Genomic DNA, 23,374 nt, shown 5'->3' with positions numbered 1-23,374 from the left:
TTAAACATGTGCTCGGGCGGAGTGCATCAAAGAAAATATAAAAAACCATGCGTACATATTTTAATAAAGCAGCGCTAAGTGCTGCGGTTCTCTCGTGCTTAAGCACACCTGCTTACTCTCAAACACTCAACCAAGATATTGAAACGCTTACCGTAACCGGAACGCGTTTGCCCATATCGTTAACGAAACTTCCCGGCTCTGTTTCAGTACTCACCGAAAGCGATATACAAGCTTCAGGTGCACTGCAACTAACCGACCTTATTCGCGGTTTGCCGGGCGTTAGCCTAGCTCAATCTGGTAGCCCAGGCGGCTTAACTGAAGTGCGCGTTCGCGGAAGCGAAACCAACCATTTACTTATATTAATTGATGGCGTTGTATCTAACGATATAGGCCAAGGCAGCCTGGTTGACTTGGCCCACTTAACCAGCGCCAATGTGGTGCGTATTGAACTGCTTCGCGGCCCTCAAAGCGCCCGCTGGGGAAGTGGCGCTATTGGTGGCGTGCTGAGCATTACAACAAAGTCGGGCCAATTTGCAGCCAATGAGTCACACATTGATTTCTCTGCAGCAGCAGGGACACAAGGCACGCTACAAGGCAGTATGAATGCCCGCTCTCAAAGCGATAATGTGGGTGTGTCTGCCTATGCTAGCTATATCCGTACCGATGGCGATAATGTTTCGCGCGTAGGCAATGAAGATGACGGTTACGATAACATGACCGCTGGTCTTAACCTTAACTACGCTGTATCTAATGAGCATACGCTAATTGCTAATTTGCGTACCGTGCACTATGAAAACGACTACGACGGCACTGACTTTGCTGTTACCGGCTTACCAACTGACACCGATAATGTGACCGACGGCGCACAACTTAGCGCTAAATTACGCTGGGAGTTTGCCCCAAACAATACGCAATATCGTTCTGCATTAAGTGCACACTACCGAAAAGACGAGAATGACAATACCGAATCAGGCGTTGACGCCGGCGGTACAACTGGGGAGCGTATTGAGTTAAATTGGACAAGCTTTTACACCATTAAAAATTGGGATTTTGCTGGCGGCGTTGAATACCTACAGCGACTGTTCGACCAACGCGGCCCCATCAATTTTGGCGATCCTAATCAAAAGCAGCACGACAATACGTACAGCGTTTTTGCAGAATCTAACGGTCAATTAACCGAGTCTTTAACGGCTACGTTAAGCGCCCGTTATGACAACAACAGCGAGTTTGATAATGCACTTAGCTATCGCGGCGGGTTAAGCTGGCAATTAAATAACCACTACACGCTGTTTACCAGCTATGGAAGCGCGGTTAAAACGCCTACTTTTACAGAGCGCTTTGGCTTTTTCCCAGCCAGCTTCGTTGGCAACCCCAACCTAGAACCTGAAACTAGTGAAGAGTGGGAAGTAGGTGTTAAAGCTAATTGGAAGAAGGTTACGGGTCAGATTAGCGTCTATACTGCCGACTTAGAGGATGAGATAAACGGTTTCGTTTTCGTCCCAGACGCTGGCGCATTTAGCGCCGACAACATTGACGGCGAAAGCGCTCGTGAAGGGGTAGACGTAGAGCTTAACTGGAACAGTGGCTATGGTAACATTACTGCCGCTTACAGCTATTTAGACGCAGAGCAAACAGATAATGGCGTTACCACCACTGAACTTCGCCGTGCGCGTCATCAAGGCTCAATCACCTATACCACAGACTTTGGAACAGATGCATTCAGCTTGTACACGAAGCTGGCTTATACGGGTAGCCACTATGATACCTTCTTCCCGCCGTTCCCTGAGCCATCGCAGACACTAGCGCTGTCGGCCTACACGCTGGCAACGGTCAACCTTAGTTACCAGATTGATGCTAAATGGCAGGTTTCACTAAAGGTCGATAATGCCTTTAATACCGACTATGAAGACATTGTGGGCTACGCCGGTCAAGAGCGCCGTGCGCTCCTGTCAGTTAACTACAGCATGTAGGAAACCCCACTTACGGCACAAGTATAAAGGCTATATCCACGGTATAGCCTTTTATTTTTTGCTAGGCTAGATTGCGATTGAAAACACACAAGCCAAGCGCGATTAAAAACACGTAAGCCACGTGTCATGTTGCCACGTGAGTACCCCAAAAACCTTGATACCCGCCTTAATTCATCTTTTGTTCAGTTTGGCAGTTTTACACTTACGTCCTGTAAAACCTAACCCACACGTTGAAATCTGCGTTCGCACCATACCGGTTATTACAAGAGTTTGTATGAAACGGCAGCCATTCGTGTAACACACTAGGCTTTGAATCTCGTTTTTTGGTGAGCTTATCGCGTATAAGGTTTTGAAGAACAACAGAACCTAGTTAAGCGAACAATGCTGTGATAATCTCATCACCGATAATATTTTTGAACATAGGATCATATTCCATGAAAAAGTTTGCAGTAATGTTTGTCATGGCAATGCTTTTGCCATTAACGGCCTGTGCACAAGAGCCAGCGTCTAAATGGAAAGAAGGTACGCACTACAAAGTACTTGATAAAGAAGCCACAGATAAGCCAGTAATTACTGAGTACTTCTCGTTTTGGTGCCCACACTGTTTCCAGTTTGAGCCTATCGTTGCGCAAATTAAAGAAAAGAAAAGCGACGGAACCAAGTTCAACAAAGTGCACGTAAACTTTATGCGTTTTACTGGCCCTGAAGTGCAGGACGATGCAACGAAAGCCATGCTTATTGCCCGCGCTATGAAGCAAGAAGATGCCATGAACAAAGCCATCTTTAACTACATTCACAAACAGCGCGCGTCAATTACCGGCCTAAAAGACCTTCGTAACATCTTCGTTGTAAATGGCGTAGACGGTGAAGAGTTTGATAAAATGGCAAAAAGTTTTGGCGTAAACAGCATGCTGCGTAAAAATCAGCAGCAGATTGACGAATACCGTGAGCACTTAACGGGTGTGCCAAGCTTCATCATTAACGGTAAATATCAGCCAACATTCACCGCTGACATGTCATTTGATGACATTGCTGATTTAATCGTGTGGCTATCAGAGCAAAAGTAATTACGCCATTCGTATCTACATCAATTAAACACATTATGGGCGCTTAAGCGCCCATTTTTATGTCTTGGAGAACCCAATGCACGCAGTAAGTGACTTTGCTGATTTCATATGTGAGCTAGACCATTTAAAAGCCGTTAAAAGGCAAATAACGCTACCTTGTGATAACTATCGCCAGGAAAACTCAGCCGAGCACAGTTGGCACGTGGCACTAATGGCAAACATGTTAAGCCAGTACGCCGCTAAGCCCATTGATGTCAGTCGGGTTATTCGCATGATCCTTATTCACGATATCGTTGAAATAGACGCCGGTGATATGTTCGCTTTCAATCACCAAGCCGACCACGATGAACAAGCAGAAAAAGAACTAGCAGCGGCTAAACGAATCTTTGGCTTGCTTCCAAGCCCACTAGATAGCGAAATGCTTTCCCTTTGGCTTGAATTTGAAGCAGCGGAAACCGCCGATGCTGAGTTTGCTAAAGCGATGGACCGTGTACTTCCCGTGTTTCAAAATATGAAAGACAATGGCGGTAGCTGGAAGCGGCATAATATTGCAAGAGAGAAAATAGAAAAGCGAAACGCGCATCTTAAAACCTGCGCCCCCGCCCTATGGGATTATGTTTTACAGCAGCTTGATATCGCGGTTGAAAACGGCTGGCTAAGCAATTAACAAGCAATGTTAATATCACTATAGCCAGCGTATTTATTCATGGTGTGGAGAGCTAACACAAACAGCGTTGTTAGCACGGGGGGATAATCTTAAAAACGTGTCCCCACCCACATCCAGAAGCGGTTCGCGTCTACTTTAATATCGCCTGCATCATAAGTACCGTACTTGATGCCAAAGTTATATTTACCTGCAAATTTCTTCGTATATTGAACATTAATTTCGCTACCTAAATCGTCTACCCCGTTGCTACTGTCATCGGCAGTGAAGTCGTGGTAGGCCAATAGCCACTTACCACCAGCAAGGCCACCTGATAGGGAAAACTTGAGGTCTTTTAGCCCCTGCGCAGGTGTACCTAGGAATTGATCGGTCCAACCATTGAATTTATGCAACGTGGCCAGCGGTGTCGAGAACCCATATTGGCCGTCATCTGAACCCAGAATCTCGTAATCAACTTTAGCCGTTACGCCAGAAAAGCTGGCAGCTAAATAGGCATTAAGATATGACGCATCAAAATCCGTCGCGGTTTCACCAGCGCCCGATTCACTTGACTGAGTGGCAAACTCAGCCCCATACGCCCAGTTAACCTTTTCACCTTTCGTTTTCCCGTCGTAACTGACGCCATAAGTATCGAGTGCATTATCAGTATCACTATCGATTTCGAGTAAGTACGCATAACCCACGAACTTACCTATTTTAGAGGTGTAGGTGGCGTGTAAGATATGGTCGTTAGAGTCCAAATCTGCCGCTTCGGCAAAGATGCGATTGCGTTTGTAAAGGTAGCTGTAGAAAAGCGATAAATTCTCTGATGCAGCATACTTTGCACTCACTGCATCAAAGGTTTGGCGGTCTTGTCGCCAGCCAACGTGACCCACAAAGCGATGGTCGTCTAAAGTAATAACTTGACGACCTACCTTTGCAGTGAAGTTATCCGCTTTATATTGAATAAACGCTTGGTCGACTTCAGTTGTTTCGGGGTCAGCAATAACCGAGTATTCGCCCACGTTAAAGCCCGTTGGGCCCACAGTAAATTCATCTTGGCCTAATACGATACGACTATCTTCAACCTCTGCGGTAAAGGAAAAGCCGTTAACGCTGCCCGAACTAAAGCCTAATCGCGTGCGCAGCGTTAATGCGCTGGCATCTTCTAGTGCATTATCTTGCTCTACAGACTCATAACGCAAGTTTAAATCGGCCCACGCAGTTGCGTCGCTTAGCGCAGTGTGAATATCATCGGCCATGGCGCTTGTACCTATCAGCGTAATGACAGAGGTAGCGAGTATTTTCATTCCAAAGTTTCGTGACGAGTTCATGTGTTTTACCTACCGGTTCTTTATTTTTGTTGGTCAGTACTTTCCCGCCCGACAGAAAACGCCGGGTGAAAAGCGATAGTTAAAATGCGTGGGCGGTAAGGTATACCGCCTTATTCAGATGCCGGCAGTGCTAGGCGGCATCTGATTTTTTAGCGTCTTTTTTTTCAGATGACACCTCATTGAATTTACTGTTTTTCTGTGAAGCAGAGTGATTAGCCCGTGAAGGCACGGTTTCTACTTTCTTCTGCTTATCGTAAAGGAAAGTCAGCACTTCATGTCGATAGTGGTTGTATTGCTTATTATCAGCGAGCGCTAACCTGTTTCGAGGACGTGGTAACTCAATATCTAGAATTTCACCTATCGTCGCCGCTGGCCCGTTATTCATCATAACAATACGATCAGACAGCAGTACCGCTTCATCTACATCATGGGTAATCATGATCACCGTATTGCCGAGGTCAGCGTGAATTTCCATAAGTGAATCTTGCAGGTGTGCGCGAGTGAGAGCATCAAGTGCGCCAAACGGTTCATCCATCAGCAATACTTTTGGCTCCATCGCTAACGCTCTGGCAATACCTACTCGCTGCTTCATTCCCCCAGATATCTCATTGGGAAGCTTGTCTAAGGCGTGGGTCATGTGTACAAGTTCTAAATTGTGCATGATCCAGTCGCGCATTTCGCCTTTGCTTTTACCTCGCATGGTAGATTTAACCGCAAGTTCTACGTTTTTATACACCGACAGCCAGGGTAATAAAGAGTGGTTTTGGAATACTACCGCACGCTCTGGGCCAGGTTGTTTAACTTCAGCGCCATCTAAAATTACACCGCCGGTAGTGGCTTGGTGTAGACCAGCCACGATATTAAGAACCGTTGACTTACCACAACCCGAGTGCCCGATTAATGAAACAAACTCACCTTTGGCAATTTTTAAATTCACGTCTTGTAGCGCGGTAAACGGGCCTTTAGGCGTAGGGAAATCGATACCTACCTGTTCTAACTCTAAGTGTTTAGTGTGCATAAATATCTCCTCAAAATTAGCGTAGTACGCTCGACTTGTCCCAGCTTACAGCGCGCTGAATTGATAACATTAAGCGGTCTAATACAAAGCCTATTACGCCAATGGTCAGCACGGCCACCATAATTCTGGCTAACGATTCTGAACTGCCGTTTTGAAACTCATCCCATACAAACTTGCCTAACCCTGGGTTTTGAGCGAGCATTTCAGCGGCAATAAGCACCATCCAGCCAATGCCAAGGGACAGGCGAAGGCCAGTAAAGATCATAGGTATTGACGATGGCAGAACAATTTTAGTTAGGTGCGCTAAAGGCGTTAGTCGCAATACTTTACTCACGTTGATGAGGTCTTTATCAATGTTTGATACGCCTACCGCCGTGTTAATAAGCGTGGGCCACAAGCAACAAAGCGACACGGTAAAAGCCGAAGTGACGAAAGACTTTGAAAACGCGGGATCGTCGCTAACGTAAAGCGCACTCACAACCATAGTCACCAAGGGCAACCACGCTAATGGCGACACAGGTTTGAATAATTGAATTAAGGGGTTAATCGCCGTATAGGCAGACTTGCTCAACCCGCACAGTATTCCCACCGGTACCGCTACCACTGATGCAATAAAAAAGCCCACCATTACGGTGTATAGACTTGTCCATATTTGGTCAAAAAAGGTCGGCGCACCGGTAAAATCTCTTATTTTTGGCTCATAAGTGGGGTCTTGAGCTACGCGAGCTGCGTTTCTCGCCTCTTGACGTTCATAAAATGCCGCGGCCTTTTCACGCTGTGCAATATGTTCATCAATTAATGCCCCCGTCTGTTCAAAAACCTGTACCGGGCCAGGAAATTGCCCTAGCGAGGTATCAATACTTTTCGCGACGCCATTCCAAATAGCCAAAAACATTAGCAAACCGATAACAGGCAGCAACAAGGCAGGGGTGGATTGGTATAGCCGACTCGCCATTGAATTAGCATTAGACGGCGAGGTTGGAAGACGAAGAATGGTAGTCATCTTGCTCATTGCTTGCTCCTGACATTGATTAAGCGCTGGTGCACTGTGTTTGCCCCGCTGCACCCAAAGGAAGCTTCCGGGGCGATTAAACTCGACACTTAAAGAACTGTGTTGCCTTTAAGGCCAATTTTAAATTGCTCTAAATAAGCATTTGGCTTGCTTCCATCAAAGGTGACGCCGTCAATAAATTCGCTTTGTGCAGGCTTGTAACCTGTTTCTGTCGAAAACTCTGGGAAGTCTGACGCCTTCGCTTTTCCTTCTGCAATAAGTGCTTTAGCGGCCTGAGCATACACTTCAGGCTTATACACCTTCTTCGCGGTTTCTTTGTACCAGTCGTCAGACTTTGCTTCAGATATTTGCCCCCAGCGACGCATTTGCGTGAGGTACCAAATCGCATCGCTGTAGTAAGGGTAGGTTGCGTTATAACGGAAGAATACGTTGAAGTCTGGCACATCGCGTTTATCGCCTTTTTCGTACTCAAACGTTCCGGTCATGCTGTTGGCAAGGACATCTTCATCCGCGCCTACATAGTTACTTTTCGCTAGAATTTTCACCGCTTCAGGACGATTCGCATTGTCGTTTTCATCAAGCCACATTGCTGCTCGAATAAGGGCTTTAACCACGCGAATATGCGTATTGGGGTACTTTTCAGCCCAACCTTGGCTAACGCCGAACACTTTCTCGGGATTGTTTTTCCAAATCTCGTAGTCAGTGATAACGGGAACACCAATGCCTTTAAATACAGCCTGTTGGTTCCACGGCTCGCCTACGCAATATCCGTAAATCGTGCCCGCTTCCATGGTTGCTGGCATTTGAGGAGGAGGGGTTACAGAAAGCAGTGCCTGTGCGTCTATTTGCCCCGCTGTATCACCTTTGTGTGGCGCGTAGTACCCCGGATGAATACCCCCCGCGGCTAGCCAGTAACGAAGTTCATAGTTATGGGTAGAAACTGGAAAAACCATACCCATATTAAACGGCCTACCGGCGTTGCGGTATTCGTCAACAACAGGTTTCAGGTAGTCGGCTTTAATAGGATGTACTGGTTTGCCATTTTCCTGAGGGATATGGGCTTTCATTTTTTCCCAAACCTCATTGGATACCGTTATACCGTTACCGTTGAGATCCATACTGAAGGCCGTAACCACGTGAGACTCGGTACCAAAACCGATAGTCGCACCGAGCGGTTGCCCCGCGAGCATGTGCGCTCCGTCCAACTGCCCATCAATAACCCTATCTAGCAACACTTTCCAGTTTGCTTGTGCTTCAAGGGTAACGTAAAGCCCTTCTTCTTCGAAAAAGCCTTTCTCGTAGGCTACCGCTAGGGGTGCCATGTCAGTTAACTTGATAAAGCCAAACTTTAACTCTTCTTTTTCAGGCCAGCCCAACGCTGGCTCCTGTGCGGTAACAGAAGTGGAGAAGCTCGCTACGGAGACAGCGAGAGCAGCGCATACGCCAGCACTCGCCGTTCGCAAGCGTTTAAGTAGTGATGTTGTTTTTAACCCAGTCATACGTGTTCCTCGTAACCAAAAAAAAAACCCACCAGCTATCGACGTAATACCGTCGAGCATGGTGGGCTTCGTTGCCGTGTTTGTAATATCGGAGTTCTTACAAACGCATCAAGTTGTTAATGGTAAGTCAGGAATTCCCGCTCACACACCTCATCTTTAAGGGAGGTTTATCAAAAGCTTTAGCTTATAAAACCACTCTGTTCTTATTATTATTCACTTGCCATAGTTACCGGAGATGATATCGCTTCCCTACCGTTCTCCGCTGAATCCTGTTTATTTACCCTATGGCAAATGTTGTGCATTCCACAATGTCGTTGCACTGTGTATGCAAACACTACTCTTTAATAGCAGTATCGTTATTGCACCAGATTAATAGCAGCCTTTGTGCCACAAATATAAACATCTGATTTATATGATATTTAGCAAAAAACAAGGAAGGACATTCAAGAATTACGGGGAGCTAAGTGCACCAAAAAAGGGGGTACTGTTCAACGGTGGTGCGTGTGATACGCGTCCACCGCTGAATCATGTGTTGGCCTTGTTAAAGGGAGACTACCTTACAAACGCTTAGTGAATTGGCCTATGGCGTTTACCACCTCGTTCGCGCCACTTTGTATTTCGCCCATCGCTTGACCAGACTGAGTTGAATACTCTAACGCTTCTCGGGCTTTTTCTTGCCCAGCTTCAATCAACTGCACTGCATTTTCAGTTAGCTTTCTATTTTCTACTACCACATTGACAATTTCTTCTGTAGCACTGCTTGTTCGCGAGGCAAGTTGCCTAACCTCATCAGCCACCACGGCAAACCCACGACCTTGGTCGCCGGCCCGTGCCGCTTCAATAGCGGCGTTTAATGCTAATAAGTTAGTCTGATCGGCAATACCGCTAATGCTTTTTACAAGGTCGGCGACTTTTTGTGATTGCTCGTCAAGATCCTTAATACCTGCGCTAGCATTACCCATTTGAGCGGTAAGTTCGTTCATCGCATTCACTGTGGAATCGAGTACTTCATTACCTTTGCGCGCCTGTTCACCTGTTTCCTGTGAAATATTAAAAGCGACATTCGCGGCTTCAGAAATAGCAAATTCGCGCTGCATTTGCTCTGTAATCACAGTGGCAAATTTCACCACTTTATACAGTTCTCCGTCTTCATTTCTAATTGGGTTGTATGACGCTTCTAACCACACTTCATTGCCAGCACTATCTATACGCTTGTAACGCCCCGATTCTAACTGTCCTTTTGCTAAACCCCGCCAAAACTGTTTATATTCCTCAGAATTTGCTTCTTCTTCGGTACAGAAGATGCGGTGATGCTTACCTTGAACTTGTTCTAAGGTATAGCCGGTCCCTTTTAAAAAGTTCTCGTTCGCCGTGATGATAGTGCCGTCTAATTTAAATTCGATAACAGCAGAAGAACGATGAAGCGCAGCAATCATGTCTCTCAATTCATTGCTGTGAGTGATATTTCGCGTTTGCTCTGCCATATAAAAGGCGATGTACTTCACATTTCCAAAGGCATCATCAATAGGCTGAATAATCCCCCTCACCCAAACCTCTTGGCCTTTAGCATCGAAAAAGCTTATCGCGCCATGCCAGTGGCGGTGAGTTTTGATGGCGCCAAGTAAATCCTGTGCAGCTGGCTTTCTTAACGCATTTTGACTCATTAGGCTGTCTAGACTCTTGCCTTCTAATTCGCTGAGTGAATAGCCAGTAGCTTGGGAATAGAGGTCATTCACTGCGCGAATTCGGCCTTCTGCACTTAATTCGACATACAACATTTCTTCCCGTAATTCTTCCTGAACGGTATGATATGCCTCGATTTCCTTTTCCAAACGTTGCTTCTCGGCTATCAACTCTTTATTTTTGAAAAACATTCTGCGCTCCTAATGGACCTCGTTTCACGCATTTTTAACGTCTGCATCTATTTACACTAAAGGCAAATCACCACTACAGGCAAATCACCACTACAGGCATGCCCGTAGCATGCCTCGGTAAGAGCAGTCATTTTGAAACAATAGGCTAATTTTTTTGGTCTTGACTAAAGATAGCAGAGGATTTGAAGAGCATTAAAAATTTAAGAAAATAAAAAAGGCAGGGATTGTTTATCGCGCTCAGCCCAAAGCTGCCTTGCTTGGGTAAGGGCATCGGTAACGGCACAATTTTTAAGAAGTACTAGATAGCTAGCTAATGTACTTAGGATAGCCTGCTCACCATAAAGGCTATTTGCTTTACCTGCCCAGACGTCAAGCATGTCGTCAACCTTCATATCTTTGTCTTTGAGCGCCCATTTATCAGCGAGCACAGGCATTATAACTTCTTCGGTTTTCCCGTTTCGGGTAATAAAAAGCTCAGTTTCTCTTTCACCGTTAACTTCTGGATCACCTCCATCACCGCGAAAGCAGAGCGCATCAATCGAAGGATAGTTTTCGTTTACGCGGCAGTGTTTATGGTCAAGGTGCATGTGATAAACCCCTTGAACACAAAATTTGGCAGCTGTAGGGTTCAATAGTCTAGCGAGAGTATTAGCACACGATCGTAATCCAAAGACGTCTCGTAATTTAATAATAGTGTCCAAAGCGGGAAGAAGATAAGACAAATCAAGGTAAGTGACACCCTTTTCAGTCAACTGCTGTTTTGCCTGAGCAATACTATTAACTTCGGGTAAGCCAAGTTTGGGTAAAGCGATACTCGCGTAAAGGCGACCAGAACCTGGCTCGTGGGCACCGTGAAGCATAACTGAATACCCGTTTCTTGCCAATATGGCCACGGCCAATAAATACCAAGGTAGTTGACGGCGTTTACCTGCATAACACCCTATATCTAAGGTAGGCGTAAGTGTTTTCACCTCGGGCTCGATTAACTCTCTACAGGCATCGACAAAACCAATGACTTCTTCTGGGGTTTCTTCTCGCGTGCGCAGCAGCATGAGAAAAGCGCCGCGCTGATCGCCTGTCACTTCATTAGCCAACACCATTTTCATGGCATGGTAGGCCTCTTCTCGGGTTAGGCTGCGCCCTCCTTTCTGACCCTTACCAATTATTTTTATGTATTCGCTAAATGGTTGCTGCATGCTCGGATGAATGTAGTAGAAGTGTATTAACCTGTTGACGAGACTCTACCACTTTTCCAAATATAAGTAACGTCGGGCCCGTTAAATTCGCTGCGTTTACTTTACTATGTATATCAGCCAGCGTTCCTGTAATCATGCGCTGCCCAGGGGTGGTCGCATTTTCTATGGCTGCTACAGGCCATGCGCGTGGCACGTTGTGATTAACCAGCCCACGGCAAAGCCCTTCTAGGCGACTTAGCCCCATGTAAACCACCATGGTGTGTTTCAATACGCTTTGTGCCATTGACGCCATTTCTGGCCATTGGTCTGCATCTTTAAAGTGGGCCGTCATAAAGCTTACCGATTGGGCGCAGCGCCTGTCGGTAAGGGGTATTCCGGTATAGGCAGATACGCCCGATGCAGCGGTAATACCAGGCACGATAGCGAAAGGAATTTCCGCTTTGGTTAATGCATCAGTTTCTTCGCAGGTTCTTGCAAATAGCGCTGGGTCGCCCCCTTTTAAACGCACGACGGTGCGCCCCATGCCTGCGAGTTCAACTACGCGCTTACAAATAGCATCTTGGGTGAAGCTGTGCTTTTTACAGCGTTTACCCACATATTCTTTCGCCACTGCTTGAGGGATTAACGCCAGTATATCTTCGCTCACTAAGGCATCGAACAGCACTATGTCTGCCTGTTGTAAGAGGCGAAGCGCCTTTAATGTAAGTAACTCGGCATCTCCTGGGCCTGCGCCTACAATAAATACTTGGCCGCGCTTTCCAGCGTTACGCTGAGAAAGCGTTGAAAATCGGCTCAAAAAACGCGACGCCGTCGAATTGCTCTTGATTATGTGCTGGGTATTGCGTTTAGCTACGCTAAGGTTGGCTCCGCGGGCTTTAAAAAAGGTGCGTAACAAAGGTAACGACCAGCTAGATGCTAATGACATGGATAAACGCTCCTAAATAATGTGAATGTAGATAACTTAAGCACCTATCAATGCGTGCTGATTAATTCGTTGTGATAGTGCAGGCTTACACGATCCACAGTTCGTACCGCATTTTAGCTTTTTTCCAAGTTCCGTTACCGAGGAGCAACCGCCCTCTATAGCGTCACTAATTGTTTTCTCGCGCACCTCGAAGCAACTACACACTACATCGCCATTTAAAAACGCCTCGTCTACTTGAGTGCGTAATAACTTGCGCTGGGTTTCAAGGCTAATAGAGGTATTCAGCAGACTGGCAACCCAAGCATTAGGCACTGACCATCCAACGTTAGCGTCTACTGCGGCTTCCTGCTCTGGCTCATCACCTAAAAACGCCGCAAAGCAAAGCTTATCGTCTACAAGGGCTATACATACTGAGTAGGTGTGATGATGAAACTGCAATAACACAGTGTTTTGTGGTAACAGAGGTAACACGTCTTGTGTGAATGCTCGGCGGCCCTTGTTCGATGCAATATTAAATACCGTTGACGCATCACCAGACAGGTTTGTATTCGCTGGCAATACTGCACCTTCAATGGGCGTTTTCGTCCAATAGTCGCAAGCATGCTGCAGTGCGACTTCATCGAGAAAGTTAAATTCACTGGGCTGCGCGTTTTGCACTATTGATGCAACGAAAACTTTGCCGTAGGTGGTAAAGCGTACAGGTTCTATAGCAACGGCAGCGTGCTTTAACTCGGGTTGACCTGAAATAGGGTCTACCGCACTGGCGTAAAGTGCCCCCAACTTGCAGTGTGAGCCGTACTGAGCAGACCAATGGATAGGAATGAAGACTTCTCCTTTGCGCATGTCTTCATCGATTTTAACGGGATAGATAACCGGGGCATCTACACATGCCGCACTATGCAAAGCCACGTAGTCTTTATTCCTCGCGCCTAGCGTTTTAGCATCATGAGGGCTTACATGCACGCTGGCATTAGACGTATGGGCTAGCAACTTTGCTGCTTTGCCGGTACGAGTCATGGTATGCCATTGATCTCTGGCGCGCCCACTGTTTACCACAAACGGGAACAGCTTCGACGTTTGTTGCTGTGGTGCTTTAAATACAACAGGAATAAGCTTGGCTTTACCGTTAGGCGTAGAGAACTGTTTATCGGCAAAGGGTCGCTTGCTGTTAAGCCCTTGCATACCTTGCAACTCATCAGATGTTGTAAATGGCCACTGTAAAGGCGACATGGCGTCATATTGCGCCTGAGTAATATTTTGTAAAGGCGATAGGTCCAGCTGGCGTTGCCCATTATTTTGATAACCGGTTAACCCTGCGTATTCGCAAAAAATTTGCGATGGATGGGTAAAATTAAATGCCTCAGCAAAGCCCATTTTAGCCGCTACGTCACACATAATTTGCCAATCGTGTTTTGCACAGCCTGGCGGAGGCAAGATACCCCGCTGACGTGATACACGGCGCTCTGAATTGGTCACCGTTCCATCCTTTTCAGACCATCCCGTTGCCGGAAGGGCAATGTGGGCGTATTTCAATGTGTCGTTAGATTCAACGATGTCAGACACCACCACCATGTCGCACTTTGATAGTGCGCGCTCGACTTGACCGCGGTTGGGCATACTTACTACAGGGTTAGTGCCCATTATCCAAACGAATTTTACTTCCCCCCTTTCAATGGCGTTAAAGAGGTCAACAGCTTTAAGCCCCTGCCCTTTAGGCATAACTGGCGCGTTCCAGTATGTTTTTACTGCGTTGATATGCTCAAGGTTTTCAAGGTCCATATGTGCGGCAAGCATATTTGCTAACCCGCCTACTTCACGGCCTCCCATGGCATTCGGCTGGCCCGTAATTGAGAAAGGCCCGCAGCCTTCTTTTGCAATTAAATCGGTGGCTAAATGGCAGTTTATAATGGCTTGCGCTTTATCTACGCCTGCTGACGATTGGTTCACCCCCATTGAATAGAAGGTAATAGCCCGAGTCGCTTCACAAAAAATCTCATAAAAGGTTTTCACGCTGCTAGCGTCGACATCGCAAATCTTGGCGACTTCGCTAAGCGTCGACGCGCTCGCACTTTCTAAGGCTTCATCTAAACCGTCGGCAAACCTTCCAACGCTTGCCTTGTCTATCCTTTCCTGCTTATTAGCAAAGCGTAGCAGGCCATTGAAGAGTGCCACATCACTGCCGGGTTTTATTGCTAGGTGAAGGTCGGCAATGGTACAGGTTTCGGTTTTGCGTGGGTCTATGACCACCACCTTCATGTGCGGGTTTTTAAGCTTTGCACGCTGAATACGCTGAAAGAGTACAGGATGTGCCCACGCCGTGTTACTCCCTGTTATAACAAGTAAGTCAGTGCTTTCTAAATCTGCGTAATCGCATGGCACCACGTCTTCGCCAAATGCACGCTTGTAGGCAGCCACGGCTGACGACATGCAAAGGCGTGAGTTAGTATCAATATTGGCACTGCCGATGTAGCCTTTCATTAATTTGTTGGCAATGTAATAGTCTTCGGTCAGTAGTTGACCTGACACGTAAAAAGCAACGGCATCCGCGCCATACTGCGCAATAGTAGAGGCGATCTTATCCGCAATCACATCGGTGGCCGTGTCCCAATCCACCGATTTACCTGCCATGGTTGGGTGAAGCAAACGCCCATTAAGGCCGTTCGTTTCAAGCAGGTTTGTTCCTTTAACGCACAATCTACCAAAATTGGCGGGATGCTCGGGCGTGCCCTTAACAGTGTCCAGGGTTACGGCACGCATACTTGCGTTGCAACTGATATCTACGCCACAACCCACGCCGCAATAAGGGCATGTTGTTTGTCTTAACTGTTCAGACATAATATCGGGTTGTGGAGTAGCCATATTCATATCATTACCTTTTTCGTTTTCTCTGCTTTGTCAACGCCTTCTGTGTGCAGCGTACCGCTTAAATGCCAATGAAAACCTTTTCACCTTCTACTTTCACCGGGTAAGTGGTAACCGATATATCATCGTGTTCCTTACATAGCCCGCTTTCTAAAAAGTAATGCTCCTTGTATAAAGGAGACGCAACTACCGGGGCGCCGCCAATTGACCCCAAAAGCCCGCGATATAGCACGTTGGCCTTGCCAATGGGGTCGTAATTACTTATCGCAAAAACCTGGGTTTCCCCTTTGATACATAAACAAAAAATCGCGATTTGCCGAGACTCTACCAGGGCGCAAACGCCGCTATTTTTTACTAAGTCCCGTGTTTCGCACACTAGGTGCCATTGCTGAATATCTTGTCCTGAAGCTAAAAGATTTGGCGCTGCTGACATCAAATGTTCCTCCTAAGCTCTTTAATAACTAAATCGCTATACCATAGCGACTGGAATAAACTGGTCTTTCCCTGCCACTTTTTCAGCTTCTGTTGCAGGGCGAACCTGGCCGCGCTCTGAAACAAACTGAATATTGGTATCGCCTGCATTACTGTTTACAAACTGACGGAAACGCTTGCGCGCTTCAGGGTCTTCGATAGTGGTTTTCCACTCACATTGATACGCGTCAACCACGGTATCCATTTGCGCTTCTAGCTCGTCGTTAATGCCCAAGGCGTCGTTTATCACCACATCTTGAAGATAAGCTAAGCCGCCTTCTAGGTTATCCATCCACACTGAAGTACGCTGAAGGCGATCGGCAGTCTTCACATAGAACATCAACACGCGGTCGATATATTTGATAAGGGTTTCGGTATCTAAGTCGGTGGCAAACAAGTCGGCATGGCGGGGCTTCATACCGCCGTTACCGCATACATACAAGTTCCAGCCCTGCTCAGTGGCAATAACACCAATGTCTTTACTTTGGGCCTCAGCACATTCACGGGTACAGCCTGATACAGCAAATTTGATTTTGTGCGGTGCACGTAAGCCTTTATAGCGATTTTCTAAATCGATAGCGGTACCAACTGAGTCTTGTACGCCATAGCGACACCAAGTACTTCCCACGCACGACTTCACAGTGCGCAGTGCTTTCGCATACGCATGACCGGTTTCAAATCCCCCCGCTACTAGCTTCTCCCAGATGTCAGGAAGGTGTTCAACACGCGCGCCGAATAAATCGATACGCTGCCCACCGGTTATTTTGGTGTACAGGTTGTACTCTTTCGCCACTTCACCTAACAAAATCAATTTCTCTGGCGTGATTTCTCCGCCCGGTACCCGTGGCACAACGGAATAAGTCCCGTCTTTTTGCATGTTGCCAAGGTAGATATCGTTAGTATCTTGTAACGGTAGGTGGGCCGATTTTAGAATGTAGTCGTTATAAACTGATGCCAAAATAGAGCCCACTGCGGGCTTACAAATCTCGCAACCTAAACCTTCACCATGCTGCTCTAGCAGGTCATCAAACGTGCGAATATCGTTTACTTTTACAATGTGAAAGAGCTCTTGACGTGTATAGTTAAAGTGCTCACAAATGGCTTTTGAAACTTCAACGCCGCGTTTTTCAAGCTCGCTGTCCACCACGTTTTTAAGTAGCGCTGCACAGCCACCACAGCCTGTACTGGCTTTGGTTTCACCTTTCACATCAGCTACGCTACAGCAGCCACCTTCAATGGCTGAAACAATATCGCCTTTTGTTACATTCAGGCAGGAACAAATAGACGCGGTGTCGGGTAACGCATCGGCGCCAAGAGCAGGAGCGGCATCCGACGACGGAAGAATAAGGCTTTCAGGATGCTCAGGAAGGTCGATAGCGTTAAGCGCATACTGCAATAACGTATCGTAATCGCTTGTGTCACCAACCAGTACCGCGCCCAGCACTTTCTTTTGTTCACTATCAACAACAAGCTTTTTGTAAACGCCTTCAGGCTGGTTTAAGTAGGTATAACTCAATGCCCCTTCAGTACGTTCGTGCGCATCACCAATGGAGCCAACCTCAACCCCCATAAGCTTCAACTTGGTGCTCATATCGGCACCTGAAAACTCTGCATCACCACCGGTTAGATGACTTACCGCGGTGCGAGCCATAGTATAGCCGGGGGCGACAAGGCCGAAAATTTTGTTGTCCCATAGCGCGCACTCGCCTACGGCGTATATATTCGGATCAGACGTCACACAGTGGTTATCAATAACAATACCGCCGCGCTCGCCAAGTGTTAGTGCTGACTTCCTACCAAGCTGATCCGAAGGGCGAATACCCGCAGAAAAAAGGATCATGTCGGTTTCAAGTTCGGTGCCATCGGCGAACACCATTTTATAGCGACAGGTATTTCCCGCTTCAATGCTTTGTGTCGCTTTTTGGGTATGAACAGTCACGCCCAAATCTTCAATTTTATCTTTAAGGACTTTACCACCGGCTTGGTCAAGTTGAACCGCCATTAGCTGTGGCGCGAACTCGACGACATGAGTATCAAGGCCGGCTTGCTTAAGTGCGTTCGCCGCTTCTAAGCCTAACAGGCCGCCGCCGACAACCACCCCCACGCTACTTACCGCCGCCGAGGCCTCAATGGCAAGCAAGTCATCGATGGTACGGTAGACCAAACAGTGCTCTTGCTCGTTACCGGGAATAGGCGGCACGAAAGGATATGAGCCGGTAGCAAGCACAAGTTTATCGTAACTAAATACCTGCCCCTCTGACGTCGTCACTTTTTTGTTGTCACGGTCTATATCGGTCACCAACGCATTGGTCACTACACTTACGCCCCACTGGGCATACTGTGCTGGGGTGGTAAGCGCTAAATCATCAGCACTTGCGCCACTAAAAAACGAAGATAAGTAAACGCGGTCGTACGCGAGGCGAGACTCGCCGCATAAGACGGTTATTTCTACATTGGCGTCGCTTTGATGAAGCTGCTCAACAAAATGGTGCCCCACCATGCCGTTGCCTACGACGACAATTTGCGTTTTTGAGTCCAATGAAGTCATGATATTCCCCTTTTTTCGGGACAAAAAAAAGCCCGCTTCAACTTTCGTTGATGCGGGCTTCGTTGCCTATTTTGCTAGTACTGACACTTAAGTTCAGCATATTCTAGCTAACACATTTTACGGAGTGTTATAAATCACACAATTTTCAGCGATTGACACAAATCACTAAAACACACTTTACGTTTAATAATATCCAAATTCAGTGCCAACCGTGTAACACGCTGTTTTTAATAGATTTAAGATAAAAAAGGCAATATTTTTATTTCTAAGCTGCACCAAACAAACGCAAACCTGTGTTCACTTGGTGCATTACTTAATGTTAAAGATTTATGCCAGTTTGTCTGTCGCTACGCGATAACGAGGGTCTTCTACCACGTTTATCTCAACAAACTTGTCTGCCTTGCGAAGTAGTGAACGACACTCATCGCTAATGTGGCGAATGTGCAGCTTCTTACCTTGCTCTTCATACTTGTCAGCAAGGGTGTCCAGCGCATCAATACCTGACGAATCCCAAATGCGAGAATCTTTAAAATCAATAACGATATCATTAGGATCGTTGGCAATATCAAACAAATCTTTAAAGTGAGATACCGAACCAAAGAACAGTGGGCCGTCTAGCTCATACACTTTCCAGCCGTCGTTATCGATATGCGATTTCGCTTCAATATGACGGGCGTGTTTCCATGCAAACACCAGCGCGGAAACGATAACCCCTACCACAACCGCTATCGCAAGGTCAGCAATAACCGTAACGCCGGTGACCAAGAATAATACAAAGGCATCTTCTTTGTTAACGCCGCGAACAATTCTAAATGACGCCCATTCAAAAGTAGCGATTACTACCACAAACATAACCCCAACAAGGGCGGCTAGCGGGATCATTTCAATAAGCGGGGCGGCGAATAAAATAAAGCCCAACAGTACTAACGCCGCGGTGATGCCTGACAGGCGACCACGACCACCAGAGTTAATATTAATCATGCTTTGACCAATCATGGCGCAACCGCCCATACCGCCGAAGAAACCGTTAACGGTATTCGCAACACCTTGGCCCACGCATTCTTTGTTACCGCGACCACGGGTATCGGTCATTTCATCAATCAAGGAAAGCGTGAGTAGCGATTCAATAAGCCCTACTAAGCAAAGGATCACAGACGTAGGTAGAACAATCATCACAGTTTCCCAGGTAAACGGCACCATAGGAATAGCAAAGCTTGGCAATTCACCGGCTAGAGTAGCGGCGTCGCGCTGGTCTGCAGGCAGCAAGTCACGAACAAAGTCGATAACCGTACGGGCTTCTAGGTCAAGGCCGTGCACTAATGCCGTTACCGTAACAATGGCCACAAGCGAAGCAGGTACAGCTTTAGTTAGCTTAGGAAGCAAGTAAATAATGGCCATGGTTAACGCCACAAGCCCTAGCATCCAATATAGCAGCGTACCTTCCATCCACTGAAGTTCACCTGCCGCATTGGTCACTTTAAATTGACCTAGCTGAGCCAAGAAAATAACGATGGCCAAACCGTTTACGAAGCCCAGCATTACCGGGTATGGCACCAGTCGAATAAACTTGCCGAGCTTGAATATACCGCACATTATTTGCAGCAAACCGGCCAAGATAACCGCAGCGAACAAGTACTGTACGCCGTGCTGGGCAACCAGTGCCACCATCACCACGGCCATAGCGCCGGTAGCGCCAGAAATCATACCCGGGCGACCGCCAATAGCAGAAGTGATCAAGCCCATCATGAAAGCCGCATAAAGACCAATCATTGGTTCTACGCCGGCTACAAATGCAAATGCTACGGCCTCAGGTACCAAGGCAAGCGCCACGGTAATACCCGATAGCACGTCGTTTTTAACGTTGCTGTCTTTACTGGTAATTAAATCGAACATGTTCTCTCAGAAGCTAAGATGTTAAACACAACAACCCACCGTGGCGTAAACCGCTAGATTGAGCAGCACACCATGCAAGTAGGAGAATTTTTCGGCGATTCTATCACCATTAGGGCTTAAAATCTTTTAATAGATTGTTACTAAGACAAACCTTAATCCGTAAAGTCTTTCCGCTTTCCGCCACCAGTTTGTTGCTGCCCAAATTTTTTATGTTGATAGAACCCTGTTTTTGAGCGTTTTCATATCGCTTAATTTTCTCGCCTTTGCTGACAAATGGCGCCGTCCATGGCATCGTATTACGGTATTTTATTCATGTTGTCCGTCAGCGCTCACGGTTGGAACTAAGTCGAGCATGGTGATGAGACATCGCTTTAAGGCTAGTGCCTTATTCAACGAGGAGTTAAAGTGGTACCTTATATTCTTACTATTTTGTGCGTGTTGGTGGCAGGCGCTATTCATTGGATGTCACCAAAGGCTTATTGGAAAGCGACCATTATGTCGACCGCCGTTATTTTATTGTTTTCCGTTGCCGCCCTGTTTATCTTCCAAGCGTCGGGCATGCTAGTGAGCGAGCACACCGGAGAAAACGCTGACTTCTCAGGGCAAATGCTTACTATCACAACCATGATTGCGTTCTTTGGCTTTCTCATTTCCTTATTTGTAGGGTGGTTTCTTCGGGTAGTAAGAAACTAAGAGACAACCACATTAAGAAAAATCCCAAAGTTTCAGCGTTTTGCTGTGTTGTACGTATAAACAGCCCCGAAAACGCCAACACCAGGTTGCACCAATTTGGCGCAACCTTTCACTTCTCGCTACACAAATAAGGCAACAGCCACACCCTCGCCCCCTTTATGTCGAACCATGGTCAAACCCTTCGTGGCTCCCAGCCCTTTATTCTTATTGGCGCTGAAAGAACTTAACGCCACTGAACCTTCATGGCATCCCTGCATTATAAACAGGGCATAAGTGTTGCTTGGCTTAACGCGTTATCTCTATTTTTAGCTAAAGTAGTTTCCTTATGCTTCATGAATCCGAACCGACCATTACACTGTGTAGCGACGCGACTAAGCGCTTTTTACTTGCAGCTAAACACGCTGAGATTACGGTACTTGAACAGTTATCGAGTAACTGCCGCATTGTTATTGCAGTGCGAGAACTTATTCATGAACTTCAAAAGGAACGGGGTGCCAGCAATATCTTTCTCGCGTCAAACGCCGAGCGATACAGCTCAGAGCGGATGCAATATGTTGCTGCTAGTGAACACGCAGAGTCAACGCTAAAAAGCCAGTTAAAATCCCTCTACCTGACTGATGAGATCACCACGGGCAACCCGCGTTTATTGAGTAGCATTACGCTTGCAATGCAGGCCACAGACTACCTACCTCGATTAAGAGAACAAGTGAGTAAGCAGAAGCTAACGCCACTGGAATCGACACGCGCGTACAGCCGTTTAGTCGCCAGTTTACTTACCGTTATTTTTGAAGCGGCGGATATTGCAAGCGACCCAACTATTACTAGATTGCTAGTGGCGTTATTCAACTTTATGCAGGCGAAGGAATACGCAGGGCAAGAACGGGCTTGGGGGGCGATTGGTTTTGCAGAAACCCATTTTGATGCGCGTTTATGCGAAAAGCTTGCTGCCCTTCAGCAAGCCCAAGAACATCACTTCAATATTTTCTGTGAGTTTAGCTGTAAAGCACACAAAGACGCCTTGGATACGTTAAATAAAAGCCCTGCCGCTATCGATATCGCGCAGCTTAGAAACATGATTGCGCAACTTGGTGACGGCAGCCCAATTGCTGGTGAGATATCAGAAGTTTGGTTTGATGTAGCGACACGTCGCATGGATGCCATGCAGGCCATTGAAGTCGCGCTCACGGAAGCCCTTTTGCATCAAGCCAATACTAAAGTGGCCGACGCAAAAAATGAAATGGCCAATCATCAACAGTTGCTTAAACGCTTCAACGATGAACACGCCACCGATGGCTCGCCACTCACCCTATTGTTCGACCCCAGCATGCCGGGCTTAGCGGAAGATAGTAAAGACGACGAGCTTAAAACGCTGCCACTTAATGAGCAAACCAAAACCTTATCTGCCCACCGCTCTTTTTATGATTTACTGCGTTCACAAGCACAACATATCGAAGACATGGGCCGCGAACTTGAAGAAGCCAAGCGGGCAATACAAGATCAAAAGCTGATAAGTCGAGCAAAACTGGTGGTAATGGAGCAGTTTGGCTTAAGTGAGAATAACGCCTACCGACGATTGCAAAAACAAGCCATGAGCGAAAATACCACCATAGCGGCCATTGCCGCTAAGATAGTTAGTATTGCTACAAAAAGTGCAGTGAGAAAGTAGCTTAAGCCCATTTTTGCTTTAGTGATTAGCCAAAATAGCTGAATATACATGCCATTTGCTGCACTTCTGTTGCTATAACACGACCTTCAACAAAGGCCAAACCTTAGGCCAACTTTTAGACACAACGCGTTGCTCAAAAACATCAGGTCTAGGGTATTTGGGGTTAATACTTATCGTGCCGGCGAAGTTTGCTTCCAAGCCAAATGGCGCCAGTATATCTACATCGTCATTTGCTAAAAGGCGCACCGCTACACAGGTCTCCCGCTCTATCCAATATGAAATGGCCTCACTGCAGCTTTTATAGGGCGCGTGCCCGTGAGCCAAATGCATACGCGCTTGGTTTTTTACCTGCCAGTTGGCATTCGGCACAAAACGGGCAAGCTCATGTTCAAACGCTTTCTCCTGTGCCTTAGCTTCAGATAAGACGCCCGGCCTGGACGCCTGGCTGAGAAAGCGATTCGATGGTGTTCTCAACGCTAACCTTGCTCTGCGGCACGGTAATTTCATCGCTAAAGTAAACCACATCAATATCATTAAGTGGCGTAGGTCTAGCCTTATTGTGTAAATCATCCCAAATGGCATTTCGCACAAACCCCGCACCCAAATAGCCTTGTGGTAAATTAAGTGCGCTTAGTGCGCGAAGGCAATCCATTCTGAAAGGGTCGCGGTGTATTATTTTACTAAGCGCCTGGTTTAGCACCAC

The 23,374-nt window shown here is 46.8% G+C and carries 18 protein-coding genes; 5 read left to right on the top strand and 13 right to left on the bottom strand.

All coding sequences use genetic code 11. The features are described 5' to 3' along the window. Positions 1 to 47: 47 nt before the first annotated feature. The 3 genes from ACTRWF_RS02750 (at position 48) to ACTRWF_RS02740 (ending at position 3,704) form a co-directional block, all read left to right on the top strand. Positions 48 to 1,970: a TonB-dependent receptor domain-containing protein gene (locus ACTRWF_RS02750; protein ID WP_462835098.1), complete on the top strand. Its 1,923-nt coding sequence runs from the start codon at positions 48 to 50 to the stop codon at positions 1,968 to 1,970. A gap of 434 nt (positions 1,971 to 2,404) precedes the next feature. Continuing rightward, positions 2,405 to 3,037, top strand: coding sequence for a thiol:disulfide interchange protein DsbA/DsbL (locus ACTRWF_RS02745; protein WP_012517252.1), 633 nt, complete (start codon positions 2,405 to 2,407; stop codon positions 3,035 to 3,037). Between the two features lie 76 nt (positions 3,038 to 3,113). Next, positions 3,114 to 3,704 carry an HD domain-containing protein gene (locus ACTRWF_RS02740; RefSeq protein ID WP_015066206.1) on the top strand — a complete coding sequence of 197 codons (591 nt, stop codon included), beginning with the start codon at positions 3,114 to 3,116 and terminating at the stop codon, positions 3,702 to 3,704. Positions 3,705 to 3,793: 89 nt separating this feature from the next. On the opposite strand, the gene ACTRWF_RS02735 is transcribed toward ACTRWF_RS02740, so the two are convergent. The 11 genes from ACTRWF_RS02735 to ACTRWF_RS02685 form a co-directional block, all read right to left on the bottom strand. Continuing rightward, a complete protein-coding gene (locus ACTRWF_RS02735; protein WP_015066205.1) occupies positions 3,794 to 5,014 on the bottom strand; it encodes an alginate export family protein in 1,221 nt (406 codons plus the stop codon). Positions 5,015 to 5,144: 130 nt separating this feature from the next. Further along, complete coding sequence (locus ACTRWF_RS02730) at positions 5,145 to 6,032, bottom strand: ABC transporter ATP-binding protein (protein ID WP_020742874.1); 888 nt, start codon at positions 6,030 to 6,032, stop codon at positions 5,145 to 5,147. Between the two features lie 16 nt (positions 6,033 to 6,048). Further along, positions 6,049 to 7,044 (bottom strand): ABC transporter permease, encoded by a 996-nt coding sequence (locus tag ACTRWF_RS02725; RefSeq protein WP_012517248.1) that lies wholly within the window; start codon positions 7,042 to 7,044, stop codon positions 6,049 to 6,051. Positions 7,045 to 7,133: 89 nt separating this feature from the next. Then, on the bottom strand, positions 7,134 to 8,543 hold the full coding sequence (locus ACTRWF_RS02720; RefSeq protein ID WP_015066202.1) for a CmpA/NrtA family ABC transporter substrate-binding protein: 1,410 nt from the start codon (positions 8,541 to 8,543) through the stop codon (positions 7,134 to 7,136). Between the two features lie 557 nt (positions 8,544 to 9,100). After that, positions 9,101 to 10,417 carry a methyl-accepting chemotaxis protein gene (locus ACTRWF_RS02715; protein WP_012517246.1) on the bottom strand — a complete coding sequence of 439 codons (1,317 nt, stop codon included), beginning with the start codon at positions 10,415 to 10,417 and terminating at the stop codon, positions 9,101 to 9,103. 200 nt (positions 10,418 to 10,617) lie between these two features. Beyond that, the gene (locus tag ACTRWF_RS02710; protein ID WP_015066201.1) at positions 10,618 to 11,613 is read right to left on the bottom strand and encodes a glycosyl transferase family protein; all 996 of its coding nucleotides are present in this window, start codon (positions 11,611 to 11,613) and stop codon (positions 10,618 to 10,620) included. Further along, the gene (gene cobA, locus ACTRWF_RS02705; RefSeq protein WP_462835097.1) at positions 11,597 to 12,538 is read right to left on the bottom strand and encodes a uroporphyrinogen-III C-methyltransferase; all 942 of its coding nucleotides are present in this window, start codon (positions 12,536 to 12,538) and stop codon (positions 11,597 to 11,599) included. Before cobA ends, ACTRWF_RS02710 begins: the two co-directional genes overlap by 17 nt. Positions 12,539 to 12,574: 36 nt before the next feature. Further along, positions 12,575 to 15,403, bottom strand: a complete 2,829-nt coding sequence (locus tag ACTRWF_RS02700) for a molybdopterin-dependent oxidoreductase (RefSeq protein ID WP_462835096.1) — start codon at positions 15,401 to 15,403, stop codon at positions 12,575 to 12,577. Between the two features lie 58 nt (positions 15,404 to 15,461). Further along, complete coding sequence (gene nirD / locus ACTRWF_RS02695) at positions 15,462 to 15,833, bottom strand: nitrite reductase small subunit NirD (RefSeq protein ID WP_015066198.1); 372 nt, start codon at positions 15,831 to 15,833, stop codon at positions 15,462 to 15,464. A 36-nt stretch (positions 15,834 to 15,869) separates the two neighbouring features. Continuing rightward, positions 15,870 to 18,419, bottom strand: coding sequence for a nitrite reductase large subunit NirB (gene nirB / locus ACTRWF_RS02690; RefSeq protein WP_015066197.1), 2,550 nt, complete (start codon positions 18,417 to 18,419; stop codon positions 15,870 to 15,872). Positions 18,420 to 18,746: 327 nt separating this feature from the next. Next, positions 18,747 to 20,312 (bottom strand): SulP family inorganic anion transporter, encoded by a 1,566-nt coding sequence (locus ACTRWF_RS02685; protein ID WP_015066196.1) that lies wholly within the window; start codon positions 20,310 to 20,312, stop codon positions 18,747 to 18,749. Between the two features lie 405 nt (positions 20,313 to 20,717). Between ACTRWF_RS02685 and ACTRWF_RS02680 the strand changes: the two genes are divergently transcribed. Together ACTRWF_RS02680 and ACTRWF_RS02675 are read left to right on the top strand one after the other, a co-directional pair. Beyond that, positions 20,718 to 21,005 carry a hypothetical protein gene (locus ACTRWF_RS02680; RefSeq protein ID WP_012517238.1) on the top strand — a complete coding sequence of 96 codons (288 nt, stop codon included), beginning with the start codon at positions 20,718 to 20,720 and terminating at the stop codon, positions 21,003 to 21,005. A gap of 325 nt (positions 21,006 to 21,330) precedes the next feature. Then, positions 21,331 to 22,671 carry a nitrate regulatory protein gene (locus ACTRWF_RS02675; protein ID WP_015066195.1) on the top strand — a complete coding sequence of 447 codons (1,341 nt, stop codon included), beginning with the start codon at positions 21,331 to 21,333 and terminating at the stop codon, positions 22,669 to 22,671. Positions 22,672 to 22,743: 72 nt separating this feature from the next. On the opposite strand, the gene ACTRWF_RS02670 is transcribed toward ACTRWF_RS02675, so the two are convergent. Both ACTRWF_RS02670 and ACTRWF_RS02665 read right to left on the bottom strand, forming a co-directional pair. Beyond that, on the bottom strand, positions 22,744 to 23,145 hold the full coding sequence (locus ACTRWF_RS02670; protein ID WP_250635964.1) for a nucleotidyltransferase family protein: 402 nt from the start codon (positions 23,143 to 23,145) through the stop codon (positions 22,744 to 22,746). Further along, complete coding sequence (locus ACTRWF_RS02665; protein ID WP_250635963.1) at positions 23,087 to 23,374, bottom strand: nucleotidyltransferase family protein; 288 nt, start codon at positions 23,372 to 23,374, stop codon at positions 23,087 to 23,089. Before ACTRWF_RS02665 ends, ACTRWF_RS02670 begins: the two co-directional genes overlap by 59 nt.

Source organism: Alteromonas sp. G5_S2_22_S1 (assembly GCF_054968525.1).
The sequence above is the reverse complement of the archived record's forward strand: the minus strand, read 5'-3'. Positions and strand labels throughout refer to the sequence as shown.